This is a genomic window from Streptomyces shenzhenensis (genome assembly GCF_003688995.1).
GTDB lineage: Bacteria > Actinomycetota > Actinomycetes > Streptomycetales > Streptomycetaceae > Streptomyces > Streptomyces shenzhenensis_A.
Map to the genome: position 1 here is coordinate 15,548 of NZ_PENI01000053.1, position 15,657 is coordinate 31,204.

Below are 15,657 nucleotides of genomic sequence, written 5' to 3' on the forward strand. Positions count from 1 at the left end.
CCTCGGCACCGGAGATCCACGACCGTCCGGCGTCGCCGCGGACGAGCCCGGTCAGCCACTGCCCGAGCAGCGGCAACGGTCCGCGGTCCAGGCCGAGTTGGTCCCGGACGGCGGCGAGCACCTCGGGGGTCGGCTCCCGGTCCTGGGCGCGGGCCTTGAGGACGGTGAGCGCCGGGTCGGTGCGCGACAGCCAGGGCAGCAGGCCGATCCCGCACACCAGGGCGAGGGCGAGACCGGCCCGCCACAGTGCGCTCTTCACGGGTCAGCGCCGGGTGCCGGTGCCGACGAGGGTCCGCTCGTACGGGTCGAGCAGCACGCCCTTCACCGAGGTGCCGACGCCGGTGATGACGCGCTGGTGGACGAGGGGTACGACGGCGTCGGTGCCGAGGATCTCGGCTTCGGCGGCGAGGGCGGCGTCCTGTCGTCGCGCGGGGTCGGCGGTGGCCTCGGCCTCGGCGACCGCCCGGTCGACGTCCTTGTCGCACAGCTGGGCCAGGTTGTAGCCGCCGTCGCAGCTGTAGTCGCTGGCGAGGACGGCCACGGGGTCGCCGGTGTCGACGAGGCTGTTGCGGGCGAGGACGAGCGCGTCGAACTTCCCGGCGAGCGCGTCGCTCTCCAGCCGTGCGTACTCGCGCACCACCAGCCGGACCCGGAACCCGGCCCGCTCCAGCTGCTGCTTCAGCACCTGGGCGACCTCGGGGAGTTCGGGCCGGTTGTCGTAGGTGGCCAGGGTGACGGCGGCGCCGTCCGGCCGGCCCGGGCGGGCCCGGCCGGCGGGTTCGAGGTGCTTGCCGTCGGCCCAGGTCACGGCGGGTCCGTAGAGGCCGGAGCCGGGGTCGGCGTGTGACTCGTAGACGTCCTCGGCGAGACCCGAGGTGTCGACGGCCGCGCGGGCGGCGGCCCGCAGGGCGGGGTTCTCGAACGGGCCTGACGCGCTGTTGAGGAGCAGGCCGGTGGTCCGCGTGGTCGCGGTCTCGCGCCGCGTCGCGGGGTCGAGGGTGGCGGCCTGGGCGACGGGGATCGCCTCGGCGATGTCGGCCTCGCCGGTGCGCAGGGCGTTGGCCCGGGCGGTGCCGTCGGCGATGAACCGGACGTCGACGCCGGGCGCCTGGGCCAGGCCGCCCCAGTAGTCGTCGAAGCGGTCGAGGGTGGCGGCGGTCGCGCCGGTGACCTTGGTGAGCGCGAAGGGGCCGGTGCCGGTGCCGAGGGGGTCGACGGCGCCGTCCGGTCCGTACGCCTTCTGGGACAGGACGGCGAGGCCCGGGCTGGACAGCCGCAGCGGCAGGATCGGGTCGGGCCGGCCGGTGGTGATGCGTACGTTCCGGCCGCCCTCGGCCGTGGCGGTCAGCGTGACGCCGGACAGGGCGGCGGGCGCGGGCCTGGCCTCGGCGGCGTGGGTGAGGGCGGTGACGACGGCGGCCGGGGTGACGTCGGCGCCGTCCTGGAAGGCGGCCTCGCGCAGCGTGAACACCCAGGCGCGGTCGCCGTCCCGCCGCCAGGACTTGGCGAGCGCGGGCGCCGCGGCCCCGTTGCCGTCCAGCGCGGTCAGTCCCTCGGTGACCCCGAGCCGGCTGAGGATGGTGGCGTCGGCGCCGTATGGGGAGAGCCGTTCGGCGGGCGGGAAGGCGAGCGCGACCCGGAGCCGCCGGGCGCCCTGCGCGTCACCTTCCTGTGTGTCACCGCCGGAGGCGAAGCAGCCGGCCAGGACGGGAGCGAGCAGCACACCACAGACCGCCCGCAACCGGCGCGCGCGGCGAGACAGACGGAGCCGCATCGTTCATCGCCCCATCGGTATCTCGAAGTGCACGATCCCCTGTCCGCCGCCCGGGTCCTCGCGCTCGTCGTGCACGACCTTCCCGAGCGATCGCCAGAACGCCTCGGCGCCGGGCACGGCCGGGTCGGTGTGCAGATACACGGACCGGTAGCCGCCGTCCGCCTCGGCGAAGGCCAGCAGTTCCGCGACGAGCCGCCGGGCGAGCCCGCGCCTGCGGTACTCGGGCCGCACATACACCCGCCGCAGCTGGGCGGTCTCCCCGGAGGGGTAGCGCTCGGCCAGCCTCAGCGGGTTGGGCGGATGCGCGGGCCCGCGGGAGTCGAGCGCGGCGGTCGCCACGACGTCCCCGCCGCCCGCGTCCACGGCGACGAGCAGCGCATGCCGCTCGGGGACGACATAGGCACTCACCGGATCGACGATGTCCTCGTGCCACCGGGACACATACCCCGTACCGAAGTCCCGGTAGACGGTGTCGAGCATGACCCCCCGAACCCCACCGACGTCCTCCGGACCCGCACTCCTGATGATGATATCGCGCACTTGCACATCATATGCATTAACTTCGGGCGGTGATCAACCCGCCCCCGCGGTCCCGCCGGGCCGGCATGCGCGGAGCGATGTGCGAGCGGTCCCCGGGCCGGGGTCAGGTGGTGTGGTGGGATTGGGTTCGGTGGTGGTGGATGATGTCCGTGTAGCGGTGGCCGGTGTTCTTGATCGTGCGTTGTTGGGTGCGGTAGTCGACGTGGACCAGGCCGAAACGTTTGTCGTAGCCGTAGGCCCACTCGAAGTTGTCGAGCAGCGACCAGGCGAAGTACCCGGCCAGTGGGGCGCCCTTGCGGGCCGCGGAGGCGCAGGCCGCGAGGTGTTCGACCAGGTAGTCCTGGCGCTCGGGGTCGTCGACGGTGCCGTCGGGGCGGATCACGTCCGGGTAGGCGCAGCCGTTCTCGGTGACGTAGATCCGGCGGGCCCCGTACTCGTGGGTGAGCCGCAGCAGCAGCGTCTCGATGCCGCTCGCGTCGATCTCCCAGTCCATGCCGGTGCGCGGGACGCCGGGGCGGCGCACGGAGCGGGCGTGGGGCGCGGGTCCTGCCGGGTCGTCGGTCACCTGCGCCGGGAAGTAGTAGTTGAGGCCCAGCCAGTCCAGCGGTGCCGCGATCGTCTCCAGGTCGCCCGGGCGCTCGGGCAGGTCCACGCCGTACACCTCGCGCATGTCGGCGGGGAAGCCGCAGCCGTGCACCGGGTCCAGCCACCAGCGGTTGACGTGCCCGTCGTGCCGTCGGGCGGCGGCCTCGTCCTCGGGGCGGTCGCCGGCCGGGCGCACGGTGGAGAGGTTGTTGACGATGCCGATCTCGGCGTCCGGCGCGGCGGCCCGCAGGGCCTGCACGGCGAGCCCGTGGCCGAGGAGCAGGTGGTAGGAGGCGCGGACCGCGGCGGTCAGGTCGGTCAGACCGGGGGCCATCGTGCCCTCCAGATGGCCGATCCAGGCCGAGCAGGAGGGCTCGTTGAGGGTGGCCCAGTGGTGCACACGGTCGCCGAGCCGGGCGGCCACGGCCTGGGCGTACGCCGCGAAGTGTTCGGCGGTGTCCCGCTCGGGCCAGCCGCCGCGGTCCTGGAGGACCTGCGGCAGGTCCCAGTGGTAGAGGGTGACGGACGGGGTGATGCCCGCCTCCAGCAGGGCGTCGACCAACTGGTCGTAGAAGGCGAGGCCCTCGGGGTTGACCGGGCCGTCGCCGCCGGGCAGCACACGCGGCCAGGCGATGGACAGCCGGTAGGCGTTGGTGCCGAGCCGGCGCATCAGGTCGATGTCCTCGCGCCAGCGGTGGTAGTGGTCGCAGGCGACGTCGCCGTGGTCGCCGTTGTCGATCCTGCCGGGGGTGTGCGAGAAGGTGTCCCAGATCGACGGGGTGCGGCCGTCCTCGGCGACGGCTCCCTCGATCTGGTACGCCGATGTGGCCGTGCCCCACAGGAAGTCGTGCGGAAGCGCGGCGAGGTCGATGCGGTCGGACACGGAAGTCCCTTCGGAACGGACGGAGTTGCCGGCCGGACGGTGCGTCACTTGACGGCTCCCGCCGTCAGCCCGGCGACGAGGTAGCGCTGCAGGAGGAGGAAGCCGGCCACGACGGGCACGCTGACGACGAGCGAGGCGGCCATGATCTGGTTCCAGTAGACGTCGTTGAGCGTGGAGTAGCCCTGGAGGCCGACGGCGAGGGTGCGGGTGGTCTCGTCGGTCATCACCGAGGCGAACAACACCTCGCCCCAGGCGGTCATGAACGCATAGACGGCGACCGCGACGATGCCGGGGACCGCGGCCGGCACGACGACCCGGAACAGCGCGCCGAGCGGTCCGCAGCCGTCCACCAGCGCGGCCTCGTCGAGATCGCGCGGCACCGAGTCGAAGTACCCGATGAGCATCCAGATGGAGAACGGCAGCGAGAAGGTGAGGTAGGTCAGGATCAGCCCGCCACGGGAGCCGAACAGGGCGATGCCGGTGGCGTTGCCGATGTTGACGTAGATGAGGAACAGCGGCAGCAGGAAGAGGATGCCGGGGAACATCTGCGTCGACAGCACGGTCACCGTGAACACCCGCTTGCCGCGGAAGGAGTAGCGGCTGACGGCGTACGCGGCGAACACCGCGATCACCACCGAGCAGACGGTGGCCGCGCCCGCCACGATCAGCGAGTTCACGAAGTACTTGGCGAGCGGCACCGTCGACCAGATGTCGATGTACGGGCGGATCGTCAGGCCGCTGGGCAGCCAGCGGAACCTGCCGCTGACGTCGGCGAGCGGTTTGAGCGAGCTGGAGACCATGACGTACACGGGCACCAGGACGAAGCCGGTGAGCAGGGTGAGGAAGATCCGCCGTGACCACAGGAAGGAGCGCGGCGGGGCCATCGGCGAGCGGAAACTAGACATCGGAGGCCCTCCGTCCGCGCCAGGTGAGCAGCAGGTACCCGCCCGTCACGACGAGCAGGAACAGGAGCAGCAGGACCGACATCGCGGAGCCGGTGCCGAAGTTCCAGGTGACGAACGACGCCTGGTAGATGTGGACCGAGATGAGATCCGCGGCCTCGGGCGCGGCCTTGCCGAACAGCACGTAGGGCGTGTTGAAGTCGTTGAACGTCCACAGGAACAGCACCAGGATCAGCACCTGGTTGACCGGGCGCAACGACGGCAGGGTGATGCGGCGGATCTGCTGCCGCATCCCGGCGCCGTCCAGCGCGGCGGCCTCGTACAGCTCCCTGGGGATGTTCTGGAGCCCGGCCATGACGATGAGGAAGGCGAACGGCCAGCCCTTCCACACGGACACGGTCAGCAGGGCCCAGAAGCTGTTGTCGCCGATCAGCCAGAAGGACGGCTTGTCGGTGAGGTGCAACTGGTCGTGCAGGACGTGGTTCACCAGCCCGTTGTCGTGCTGGAACATGAACACCCAGGTGATGACGGCCGCGTACACGGGCAGCGCGTACGGCACCAGGAACAGGGCCCGCAGCAGGCTCCGGCCGCGGAAGGTGTCCTGCATGCAGACGGCGGCGGCCGTGCCGAGCAGCCAGCACAGGCCGACGGACAGCAGGGTGAAGCCGACGGTGACGAAGAAGGAGTGCAGCAGCGCCTTGCCCACCGGGGCGTCGAAGTCCACCGACATCCGGTAGTTGTCGAGGCCTGACCAGGGGGCGGCACCCCAGTCGCGGATATAGAACTGGGTCAGTTCCTTGAAGCTCATCACGATGCCGATGACCATCGGCACCAGATGGACCAGGAGTTCGAGCAGCAGGGCGGGCAGAAGCAGTAGGTACGGCAGTCCGATGCGGCGGATCCGCCCGGTGCGGCGCGGGCCGCGCGCCGCACCGGGGGAACTCCTGCGCACGGTCCGCCCATCTGCCCGCGTCGGGACGGTGGCGGTCATCGTGCTCACTTCGCCGGCATCTGCTGCTGGGCCTTCTCCAGCGCGGCCCGCACCGAGTCGGTGGTGACCGCGCGGCCGGCCGCGGCGTCGGCGAACAGCTCCTTGACGGCGGTGCCGACCACCGTCTCGAACTGCGACTCGGCGGCGACCTGGGGCAGCGCGGCGGCGCTCTTGGTGAGAGTGTCCCTCAGCACGGCGTTCGCCGGGGTGTTGAAGGCGGCGTCCTCCTGCGCGTTCCTGACCGGCGGGATGGAGGTGTAGGCCTTGTTGAGGATCGTCTGTTCCTCGTCGCTGGTCATGAACTTCACGAACTCGGTGGCGCCGTCGAGGTTGTCGCTGTTCTTGAAGACGGCGATGTTGATGCCGGCGACCATCGAGTTGATGCCCGTGCCCGTGCCGGGGGTGCCGGACCGCACGGGCACCGGAGCTATGCCGTACGTGTCCTCGCTCATGCCCTGGGACTTGAGGTTGGCGGCGGCCGACTGCCACAGCAGCATCGCCTGTTCCCCCTTGGCGAAGTCGCTGACCGACTGGTTCTGCGCGTACTCGGCGTCGCCGGTCGGGATGACCTTGTCCTTGGCCATCAGGTCGACGTACTGCTTGACCGCGGCGACCACGTTGCCGGCGGTGAAGTCGGGCCTGCCGTCGGCGGTGAAGAAGTCGGCGCCGTGCTGCTTGGCGAAGACGAAGACGTGGTGGATGTTCTCGGAGACGTTCGCGCCCTCGGCGCCGAGGACCGACGCGCCCTTCGCCTTGATCTTCCTGCCGTCGGCGACCAGTTCGTCCCAGGTGGCGGGGGGCTTGTCGATGCCGGCCGCGGCGAAGATCTCCTTGTTGTAGTAGAGCGCGTACGCCATCGAGTACAGCGGGATCGCGGCCGGGTCCTGGCCCTCGGCCCCGGTGGAGCCGAGCGCCGAGTCGACGAAGCGGTCCTTGCCGCCGATCGTGTCGAGGTGCTGCGCGTCCCAGGGCAGCAGCGCGCCGGTGGCCTGCAGCGAGGCGCTCCAGGTGTTGCCGATGTTCAGCACGTCGGGGCCCTGGCCGGAGGTGGTCGCGGTGAGGATCCGGTTGAGCAGGTCCGACCAGGGCACGACCTCCAGCTTCACCTTGATCCCGGTCTGCTTCTCGAACTTGTCGAGTTCGGGCTGGAGGACCTTCTTGTCGACCGCGATGCTCGCTCCCTGGTTGGAGGCCCAGTATGTGAGGGTCTTCGGCGAGTCGTTGGACCCGCCGCCGGACGAACCGCCTCCGCAGGCCGAGGCGGCAAGGGCGAGAGACATGGTGACGGCGCCTACGGCCGCGGCTCGGATGCTGCGCATGGCTCCTGGTGTCCCTTTCCGGGAGTCGAGAACCCGAGGACGGCCTACGGGAGGGCGACACCCCGTTCGACTCCCGAAGCCCCTCATGGCTTAATTTAGGACGTGAGTTAAACCTCAGGAGAAACGGCCGTCAAGGGATCCGGCACAGGTATCTGACGGGCCGGCGGCGAGGCTAGGCGGCCGGCCGCCGCCGCGGGGTGGCCGTACGGTGCGTGACCTGCGACGGGTGAGCCGCGCTGCCGTTCTGCAACGGTTGTGTGTCGACGGCCGGTTGAGCGTCGGGGAACCCGGGTGCGGGTGGGGCTTCGGAGCTGTTACTCCTCGAACTCGCCTGCATGGCACGGATGTTGACGGCCGGCCGGTACGACGTCGACATGGCTGGGGGCCAAGTCCCCGACACCGCGGCGCCGCTGCCGGCGTCCGACGGAAGGATCAGCGAGGCGCAGCGCTCACTTCTCGAAGCCACGGAGCCGGATCTGACGGGTGATCAGCAAAATCGCGCGGAATCTCGGTCGCCCCTCTTGACGCCTCGTTCACACCAATGAAGCATCCAACCGCGAGAGAGCGCTCCCTACCCCCCACTTCGTTCACTTCCTGAACCAGGAGAGCCGCGCATGCCCCCTACCTCCCCTTCCGTGGGCCGCAGAGCCGTCCTCGGCGCCGCGGCAGCGGTGGCCGGCGCCGTCGCGGGCCTGCCGACCACCGCATCGGCCGCCCCGGCGTCCGCCGCGCCGTCCCGCAGCCGCCCGCTCGATCTGCCCGGCGGCGGCGACCTCGGCCCCAACGTCATCGTGTTCGACCCGGCCACGCCGGACATCCAGGCCCGGCTGGACGAGGTGTTCCGGCAGCAGGAGTCGGCGCAGTTCGGCACCGGCCGCTACGCGCTGCTGTTCAAGCCCGGTACCTACAACGGCCTCAACGCGCAGCTCGGCTTCTACACCTCCATCGCGGGCCTCGGCCTGTCCCCCGACGACACGACCATCAACGGGGACGTCACGGTCGACGCCGGCTGGTTCAACGGCAACGCCACGCAGAACTTCTGGCGTTCGGCGGAGAACCTGGCCCTGGTACCGGTCAGCGGCACCAACCGCTGGGCGGTCGCGCAGGCCGCGCCGTTCCGCCGGATGCACGTCCGCGGCGGGCTCAACCTTGCTCCCGACGGCTACGGTTGGGCGAGCGGCGGCTACATCGCGGACAGCCGGATCGACGGCCAGGTCGGACCGTACTCGCAGCAGCAGTGGTACACCCGCGACAGCACGATCGGCAGCTGGCTCAACGGCGTGTGGAACATGGTGTTCTCGGGCGTGGAGGGCGCCCCCGGGCAGACCTTCCCGAACCCGCCGTACACCACACTGGACACCACCCCCGTCTCCCGCGAGAAGCCCTTCCTGTACGTCAGCGGCAGCGAGTACCGCGTCTTCCTGCCCGAGAAGCGGACCGGCGCCCGCGGGGTCACCTGGGGCAACGGCACCCCGCGGGGCACGTCCCTGGCGCTGTCCCAGTTCTATGTCGCCAAGCCGGGCGACAGCGCGGCCACCCTCAACCAGGCGCTCGCCCAGGGCCTGCATCTGCTGCTCACCCCGGGGATCTACCACGTCGACCGGACGATCCAGGTCGACAACGCCGACACCGTGGTGCTGGGCCTGGGTTACGCCACGATCGTGCCCGGCAACGGCGTCACCGCGCTGCGGGTGGCGGACGTGGACGGGGTGCGCCTCGCGGGCTTCCTGATCGACGCCGGGCCGGTCGACTCCCCCACCCTGCTGGAGGTCGGGCCGACCGGGGCGTCCCGGGACCACTCGGCCAACCCGACCACCGTGCAGGACGTGTTCGTCCGGATCGGCGGCGCCGGCGCGGGCAGGGCCACCACCAGCATGGTGATCAACAGCCGGCACACCGTCGTCGACCACACCTGGGTGTGGCGCGCCGACCACGGCACCGGCGTCGGCTGGGACACCAACCGGGCCGACTACGGTGTCGTCGTCAACGGCGACGACGTGCTCGCCACCGGCCTGTTCGTGGAGCACTTCAACAAGTACGACGTGCAGTGGTTCGGCCAGCGGGGCCGCACGATCTTCTTCCAGAACGAGAAGGCGTACGACGCCCCGGACCAGGCGGCGATCCAGAACGGCTCGGTGAAGGGGTTCGCCGCCTACCGGGTCGGCGACAACGTCACCGCGCACGAGGGCTGGGGCCTGGGCAGCTACTGCTACTACAACGTCGATCCGACGATCGTGCAGCACCACGGCTTCGCCGCCCCGAATGTCCCGGGCGTCAGGTTCCACAATCTGCTCGTGGTCTCGCTCGGCGGCAACGGCCAGTACGAGCGCGTGATCAACGAGACCGGTACGCCCACCTCGGGCACCTCGACGACGCCGTCCACGGTGGTGTCGTACCCCTGACCGGGCCGGGGCGGACGGCGGCGTCGCGCGCCGCCGTCCGCCCCGGGTTCACCGGGCCCGGTCCGGCGCCCCGGGTGCCGGCGCATGGCCGCCGGGCCGGGTGGTGAAGGTGCCACGGCCCTGGGTGCGGCTGCGCAACCGGGTGGCGTAGCCGAACAGTTCGGCCAGCGGCACGGTGGCGGTGAGCACCGCAGCGCCGCCCCGCGCCGTGGCGGCGGTGACCCGGCCGCGGCGTGCCGCCAGGTCGCCGAGCACCCCGCCCACGGCGTCCTCGGGCACGGTGACCGTGACCTCGGCGACCGGCTCCAGCAGGACCAGCGCGCAGCCACGCAGGGCCGCGCGCAGCCCGAGCCGGCCGGCGGTGCGGAAGGCCGTCTCGGAGGAGTCCTTCACATGGGTGGCGCCGTCGGTCAGGGTGACCCGCAGCCCGGTCACCGGGTGCCCGCCGAGCGGGCCCTCGGCCAGGGCGTCCCGGCAGCCGGCCTCGACCGCGCGGACGTACTCCCGCGGCACGCGCCCGCCGGCCACGGTCGAACGGAACTCGAAGCCGAGCGTGCCCGGTTCACCGGCCGGCGGTGCCACGTCGAGCACGACCTGCGCGAACTGCCCGGCGCCGCCGTCCTGTTTGACGTGCCGGAACACCAGTCCTGACACCCCGCGCACGACGGTCTCCCGGTGGGTGACCCGGGGACGGCCGACCGCGACGTCGGGGCCGCCGTCCCGGCGGATCTTCTCCACCGCGACCTCCAGGTGCAGTTCGCCCAGGCCGGACAGCACGGTCTGACCGGTCTCCGGGTCGGCCCGCACCACCAGTGAGGGGTCCTCCTCGGCGAGCCGGGCCAGCGCCGCCGCCAGCCGTCCGGTGTCGGTGCTTCGCCGGGCCTCGACCGCCACGGACACCACCGGGTCGGCGACAGCGGGCGGTTCGAGGACCAGCGGGGCGTCCACGGCGCACAGGGTGGAACCGGCACGGGCGTGCCGGAGGCCGACGAGGGCGACGATGTCACCGGCGACCGCCCGGTCGAGCGGGGCGTGCCGGCCGGCCATGACCCGCAGGATCCGCGCGACGCGCTCGGTGCGCCCCGTGCCCGGGACACCCACGGTGTCTCCCTTCTCGATGGTGCCGGAGTAGATCCGGACGTAGGTCAGCCGCCCGGTGGCGGTGGCGTTCACCTTGAACGCCAGTGCCGCGAACGGGGCTTCGGGGTCGGCGGGCCGCGTCTGCCGCGTCCCGTCGTGCGTGCCGCGTACGGCGGGCACGTCCGGCGGCGCGGGCAGATACGCGACGACGGCGTCGAGCAGCGGTTCGATGCCGCGGTTGCGGTAGGCCGCACCGCACAGCACGACCACGCCGTCCCCGCTGCGGGTCAGTTCGCGCAGGGCGGCGGCCAGGGTCGGGGTGGACACGGCCGAGTGCTGACAGAACTCCTCCATCGCCGTGGGGTGCAGTTCGGCCACCGCTTCCTCCAGCAGCCGGCGCCGCCGTCGTGCCTCGTCCGCCAGTTCCGGGGGCACCGGCCCCTGCGTGGCGCCGATGTCGCCGTCGGCCCACACCAGGGCGCGCATCCGCAGCAGGTCGACCACGCCGGTGAAGGCGTCCTCCGCGCCGATCGGCAACTGCACGACGAGCGGGGCCGGATGCAGTGCGTGCCGGATCGACTCGACGGCCCGGTCCAGGTCGGCGCCCGCGCGGTCCATCTTGTTGACGAACGCGAGCCGCGGTACGCCGTGCCGGTCGGCCTGCCGCCACACGGACTCGCTCTGCGGCTCGACCCCGGCGACCGCGTCGAACACGGCGACCGCACCGTCCAGCACACGCAGCGAACGCTCGACCTCGTCGGCGAAGTCGACATGGCCGGGGGTGTCGATCAGGTTGATCCGATGGCCGTCCCACGCGCAGCTGACGGCCGCGGCGAAGATGGTGATCCCGCGGTCGCGTTCCTGGGGGTCGAAGTCGGTGACGGTCGTTCCGTCGTGGACCTCGCCGCGCTTGTGGGTGGTCCCGGTCGTGTACAGGATCCGCTCGGTGACGGTGGTCTTGCCCGCGTCTACGTGGGCGAGGATGCCCAGGTTGCGGACGGCGGCGAGAGGGGTGTCGAAGGTGAGGTGCGGTTCGGTGCGCACGGCCCGATGCCTTTCACGGGTGGTGGGTGAGGGGCGGCGCGATTCCCCGTGCGCCGGCGAGCTGCCGGCCGGCGGCGTACGGCGTGCGGACGGCACGCGTCGGCGGCCCCCGGCGGGGCGGTGCGTGCGGCGGTCAGCCGTGGGTCACGGGGTCCGGTGCCGGCCGCGCAGCGGGCACCGGCCGACCGGGGACACCAGGATCACGTCGTAGCGGGGACGGAGAGCTGCGCAAGCGGTGCGGGCGGGCACGGCCGGGCTCCCCTCTGACGTCCTGTGGTGTGCTGCGGTCACGGCGGCGCGCCGGCCGGATCGGTGGCGCGCGGTCGTGGCGAGTGTAGGGAGGACGGCGAGGCGGGTGCATCCGATTTACGTACGACCGCGCCCGGTCGGCAACGCGGTGGCGTGACGGCCGTATGCGACAACGATTCCCCGGCAGGGGTCGTGGCAGGTCGTTCGAACCCCGACCCGACATGTTCCGGACAATCGCCCGGCGGAATCCGGGAAACCCGCGGTGACCGGCGTGCCGATGCCCGGCCGGTACGCCGGGCCGCCCGCGTCGGCCGGGGGAAACCGGCGCAGCCGCGGCATCTGGCCGAAAAGTGCGGTCAACGGCTGGGTGATTTCGGCGAGTTGAGTCCCCGTCGGACCGGCCGGGCGCGGCCGGGTGCCGGCTACGCACAGCCCGCCGTTCTACGGAATTCGGGCGCAGGAATGCGGACTTCCGGTGAAGTGCCGCTCATGGCCGAGAAACAGGTACTCGCGTACGGAAGCCGCCTGCCGCGCAGGCCACGGACAGTGGTGTGTCCGGATGGCCGGTGGACGCCCTCCCGCTGTGTGAACCGGCCTAATCTGTTCGGCAGGCAGCCTCTGGGTGACGCGGAAGCGGACGGACGGGAATCGATTGGACACGCAGAAGACGCGGAAGGTGTCGTTCGCCGCGCTGCACCGGATGACGGTGGTCCCGGCCCCCGCTCTCATCCTGATCGCCGGGACGCTCTTCTCCCGCGTCGGTGACTCGCTCGCCTCCCTCGGCATGGTGCTCGACGCGGCGCACGAGGACATTCCCGGCGGTGTGACGGAGGTGTTCCTCGCCGACCTCGTGCCCACGGTCGTCGCCGCTCCCCTCATCGGCTCCCTGGTGGACCGGCTCAGCGCCCGGGCCGTGTGTCTGTGGGCGCTGGTCGCCCAGGCGCTGGCGCTCGGTGCGGCCACCGCCGTCGACGCCTTCCATCTGCGGGTGGCGCTGATCTCCGTGGCCGGGCTTGCCGGTGTGGCCTCGGTGGCCGCCGGCTTCAAGATCCTGCCCGTGGTGGCCGGGGAGAAGTACACGGGCCGGGCCAACAGCCTGCTCACGGCGGGTCTTTCGGCCGCGGGGCTGCTCGGTCCCGCGCTGGCGGGTTTTCTGCACTCCGTGTGGGGCACCTCCGTGCTGCTCGGTGCCGACGCGGTCTCCTTCCTCGTCCTGGCCTGGTGCACCGCGCTGGCCGTGCCCCGGTCCGCCGACGTGACGCTCGGCCGGCGGCCCTCCGCGAAGCTCTCGGACGGGTACCAGGCGCTGCGGCACGCGCCGGTCGTGGGCGCGCTGCTGCCCACCCTGGCCGCGGCGATGCTGGCCACCAGCATCGAGGTGGTGGCGGGCGTCTACTATCTGCGCGACGTCGCCGACGGCAACGACAGCGTCTTCGGCCTGTTCCTGGCGACCTGGGCGCTGGGCAGCATCCCCGGTGCGCTGCTCGCGGGCCGCGCGGGGTGGGCGGACCGGCACACCGCGCTGATCCTCGGCGGGGTGCTCGCCATCTCGCTGGGGCTGCTGTTCGCCGGGATCGTCCCGGTGGCCGCGGTCATCTTCCCGCTGTTCCTGCTCGGCGGCTTCGGCAACGGCGCGTGCAACGTCGGGCTGCGCAACGCGGTGCACACACATGTGCCCGCCGAGGTGCACGGCAGTGCCTGGGCCTGCTACCAGGCGCTGTCCCGGTCCTGCATCGGCCTCGGCTATCTGCTGGGCACCCCCAACAGCCTGGTCTCCAGCCGCGGCCAGGTGATCGTCTCGGGCGCGATACCGCTGGTCTGCTCGCTGTGGGCGATGCTGATCACAACACGCCGCAAGCAGCCTGCCTTCGGCGAGTTGCCCGGCTGACACCCGGCCCCACGAAGAGCCGGGGCCCGGCGGGCGTGGCCCATGGATGGGTCACGTCCGGCAGCGGGACCAGGGCGAATGGCCGACGCCCGGCAGGCAGGCAGGGCCAGGTGAGTGGCTCGCCGACGGCCTGCGGCCAGGGCCAGGCGAGGAACGGCCCGCCCCCGGCGGGCAGGGCCAAGCGAGTGAACGGCCAACGCCCGGCGGCCAGGACCCGGCAGGTGAACGGCCGCCACCCGGCGAGCAAACCCGCACGGCCCAGACGTGCGGGACCGTCACCGACGTCGTCACCAGACCACGCCGTACCGCCCAACCACCAGCCCCTGCGAACGGCCAACACCCGGCGGGCAGGGCCAAGCGGGTGAACGATCCACCCCCGATAAGCAAACCCCGCACGGCTCAGGCGTGCGGGATCGTCACCGACGTCGCCACCAGGCCATGCCGTACCGCCCAGCGCCCGTCGAAAATTGTCACCCGGCGATCGTTCACCAGGGGGCCGGGGACGAGGAGTGTCGCGTGGAAGGCGCCTGACGGGTCGTCGCCGGGCTCGGGGACGATCTCGATGTCGGCCTCGCCGAAGTCGAGCCACCGCCGGGTGAGCGGGAACCACGCCTTGTAGACGGACTCCTTGGCGCTGAACAGGAGCCGGTCCCAGTGCACGCCGGGCCGGACCGAAGCCAGTTCGCTCAGCCGGCGCCGCTCCTGCGGGAGGGACACCGACCCCAGGACGCCGTCGGGAAGCGGGCCGTGCGGCTCGGCGTCGATGCCGAGGGAGGCGAGATCGGTGGCGCGGGCCAGGGCGGCGGCGCAGTAGCCGTCGCAGTGGGTCATGCTGCCGACCAGACCGGCCGGCCACCGCGGAGCCCCCCGCTCGCCGCTCACGATCGGCTGCGCGGGCACCCCCAGCTTCTCCATGGCCCGCCGGGCACAGGCCCGCACGGCGGAGAACTCGCGGCGCCGCTTGGCCACGGCCCGGGCCATGAGCGCCTCTTCCTCGGGGTAGAGCGGGGCTTCCTCGATCCTGTCGTCACCCTGTGTGTCCACGGCCACGACCGAGTCCGGGAGCAGCTCCTCGATCACCGGATCCGACCTCCATCGGCAGAATTCGGCGCAGTCCGCCGGGCGGGCCCGGCCGTTTGCGCCACTCACGGGGATAGCCCACGGACACTTCTTCGAAGCGCACGTCGTCCAGCCAGGTGGTCCGCGGGATGTGCAGATGGCCGTAGACCATGGTCTCGACCCGGAACCTGCGGTGCCAGTCGGCGGTGAGCCGGGTGCCGCACCACATGGCGAACTCCGGGTACCAGAGGACGTCCGTCGGATGCCGGTCCAGCGGATAGTGGTTGACGAGCACCGTGGGCAGCCCGTCCGGCAGCTCCGCGAGCCGGCGCTCCGTCTCGGCCACCCGCGCCCGGCACCACGCCTCGCGGCTCGGGTAGGGGTCCGGGTGCAGCAGGTACTCGTCGTTGCACACGATGCCCGTTCCGTGCGCGTAGGCGAGCCCCTCCTCCTTGGTGGCGCATCCCGCGGGCAGGAACGAGTAGTCGTACAGCAGAAACAGCGGCGCCACCGCCACCGGGCCGCCCGGCCCCTCCCACACCGGGTACGGGTCCTCCGGGCAGGTCACACCCAGCTCACGGCACAGCGCGACCAGATGCTCGTAGCGCGCCGCTCCGCGCAGTGTGACCTCGTCCTTGGGGTGCGTCCACAGCTCGTGGTTGCCCGGGACCCACAGCACCCGGCTGAACCGGTCCGCCAGGGTCTCCAGGACCCAGCGGATGTCGGCCACCGTCTCCGCGACGTCGCCCGCCACGATCAGCCAGTCCGCGTCCGACTCCGGACGCAGGCCGGCCACGATGTCCCGGTTCTCCGGATATCCCACGTGCAGGTCGCTGATGGCCAGCAACCCGCCCGTCCTCCCGGCCGACGACTCCACCCGTTGTCCCTCCGATCACGCGACTGCTCCACGAGACCACGGCGGACGCCCGCCGGGCAAGGCC

11 protein-coding genes are annotated in these 15,657 nt (G+C 72.0%); 2 read left to right on the plus strand and 9 right to left on the minus strand.

The window, feature by feature from the left end; all coding sequences use genetic code 11:
- Window positions 1–262: 262 nt before the first annotated feature.
- From CTZ28_RS43890 to CTZ28_RS43915, 6 genes are all read right to left on the minus strand, one after another.
- The gene (locus CTZ28_RS43890) at window positions 263–1,774 is read right to left on the minus strand and encodes an ABC transporter substrate-binding protein (protein WP_121895353.1); all 1,512 of its coding nucleotides are present in this window, start codon (window positions 1,772–1,774) and stop codon (window positions 263–265) included.
- Between the two features lie 3 nt (window positions 1,775–1,777).
- On the minus strand, window positions 1,778–2,314 hold the full coding sequence (locus CTZ28_RS43895; protein WP_121895354.1) for a GNAT family N-acetyltransferase: 537 nt from the start codon (window positions 2,312–2,314) through the stop codon (window positions 1,778–1,780).
- A 103-nt stretch (window positions 2,315–2,417) separates the two neighbouring features.
- Entirely contained in the window at window positions 2,418–3,782 is a 1,365-nt protein-coding gene (locus CTZ28_RS43900; RefSeq protein WP_121895376.1) for a GH1 family beta-glucosidase, read from the minus strand.
- A gap of 44 nt (window positions 3,783–3,826) precedes the next feature.
- Complete coding sequence (locus tag CTZ28_RS43905; protein WP_121895355.1) at window positions 3,827–4,666, minus strand: carbohydrate ABC transporter permease; 840 nt, start codon at window positions 4,664–4,666, stop codon at window positions 3,827–3,829.
- Between the two features lie 13 nt (window positions 4,667–4,679).
- Window positions 4,680–5,675 (minus strand): carbohydrate ABC transporter permease, encoded by a 996-nt coding sequence (locus CTZ28_RS43910; protein WP_121895377.1) that lies wholly within the window; start codon window positions 5,673–5,675, stop codon window positions 4,680–4,682.
- 5 nt (window positions 5,676–5,680) lie between these two features.
- Window positions 5,681–6,994 carry an ABC transporter substrate-binding protein gene (locus CTZ28_RS43915; RefSeq protein WP_121895356.1) on the minus strand — a complete coding sequence of 438 codons (1,314 nt, stop codon included), beginning with the start codon at window positions 6,992–6,994 and terminating at the stop codon, window positions 5,681–5,683.
- Between the two features lie 614 nt (window positions 6,995–7,608).
- On the opposite strand from CTZ28_RS43915, the gene CTZ28_RS43925 reads away from it, so the two are divergent.
- Entirely contained in the window at window positions 7,609–9,396 is a 1,788-nt protein-coding gene (locus tag CTZ28_RS43925; protein WP_121895358.1) for a coagulation factor 5/8 type domain-containing protein, read from the plus strand.
- Between the two features lie 48 nt (window positions 9,397–9,444).
- Here CTZ28_RS43925 and fusA read toward each other — a convergent pair whose 3' ends face one another.
- Window positions 9,445–11,520 carry an elongation factor G gene (gene fusA, locus CTZ28_RS43930; RefSeq protein ID WP_121895359.1) on the minus strand — a complete coding sequence of 692 codons (2,076 nt, stop codon included), beginning with the start codon at window positions 11,518–11,520 and terminating at the stop codon, window positions 9,445–9,447.
- A 901-nt stretch (window positions 11,521–12,421) separates the two neighbouring features.
- Between fusA and CTZ28_RS43935 the strand changes: the two genes are divergently transcribed.
- On the plus strand, window positions 12,422–13,657 hold the full coding sequence (locus CTZ28_RS43935) for an MFS transporter (protein WP_121895360.1): 1,236 nt from the start codon (window positions 12,422–12,424) through the stop codon (window positions 13,655–13,657).
- A gap of 399 nt (window positions 13,658–14,056) precedes the next feature.
- Here CTZ28_RS43935 and CTZ28_RS43940 read toward each other — a convergent pair whose 3' ends face one another.
- Entirely contained in the window at window positions 14,057–14,737 is a 681-nt protein-coding gene (locus CTZ28_RS43940) for a 4'-phosphopantetheinyl transferase family protein (protein ID WP_121895361.1), read from the minus strand.
- On the minus strand, window positions 14,685–15,593 hold the full coding sequence (locus tag CTZ28_RS43945) for a metallophosphoesterase family protein (protein ID WP_121895362.1): 909 nt from the start codon (window positions 15,591–15,593) through the stop codon (window positions 14,685–14,687). Before CTZ28_RS43945 ends, CTZ28_RS43940 begins: the two co-directional genes overlap by 53 nt.
- Window positions 15,594–15,657: the final 64 nt, after the last annotated feature.

Coding starts and splice junctions, on each gene's coding strand:
- CTZ28_RS43890 (WP_121895353.1), bottom strand. CDS start 1,774: ATGCGGCTCCGTCTGTCTCGCCGCGCGCGCCGGTTGCGGGCGGTCTGT.
- CTZ28_RS43905 (WP_121895355.1), bottom strand. CDS start 4,666: ATGGCCCCGCCGCGCTCCTTCCTGTGGTCACGGCGGATCTTCCTCACC.
- CTZ28_RS43910 (WP_121895377.1), bottom strand. CDS start 5,675: ATGACCGCCACCGTCCCGACGCGGGCAGATGGGCGGACCGTGCGCAGG.
- CTZ28_RS43915 (WP_121895356.1), bottom strand. CDS start 6,994: ATGCGCAGCATCCGAGCCGCGGCCGTAGGCGCCGTCACCATGTCTCTC.
- CTZ28_RS43925 (WP_121895358.1), top strand. CDS start 7,609: ATGCCCCCTACCTCCCCTTCCGTGGGCCGCAGAGCCGTCCTCGGCGCC.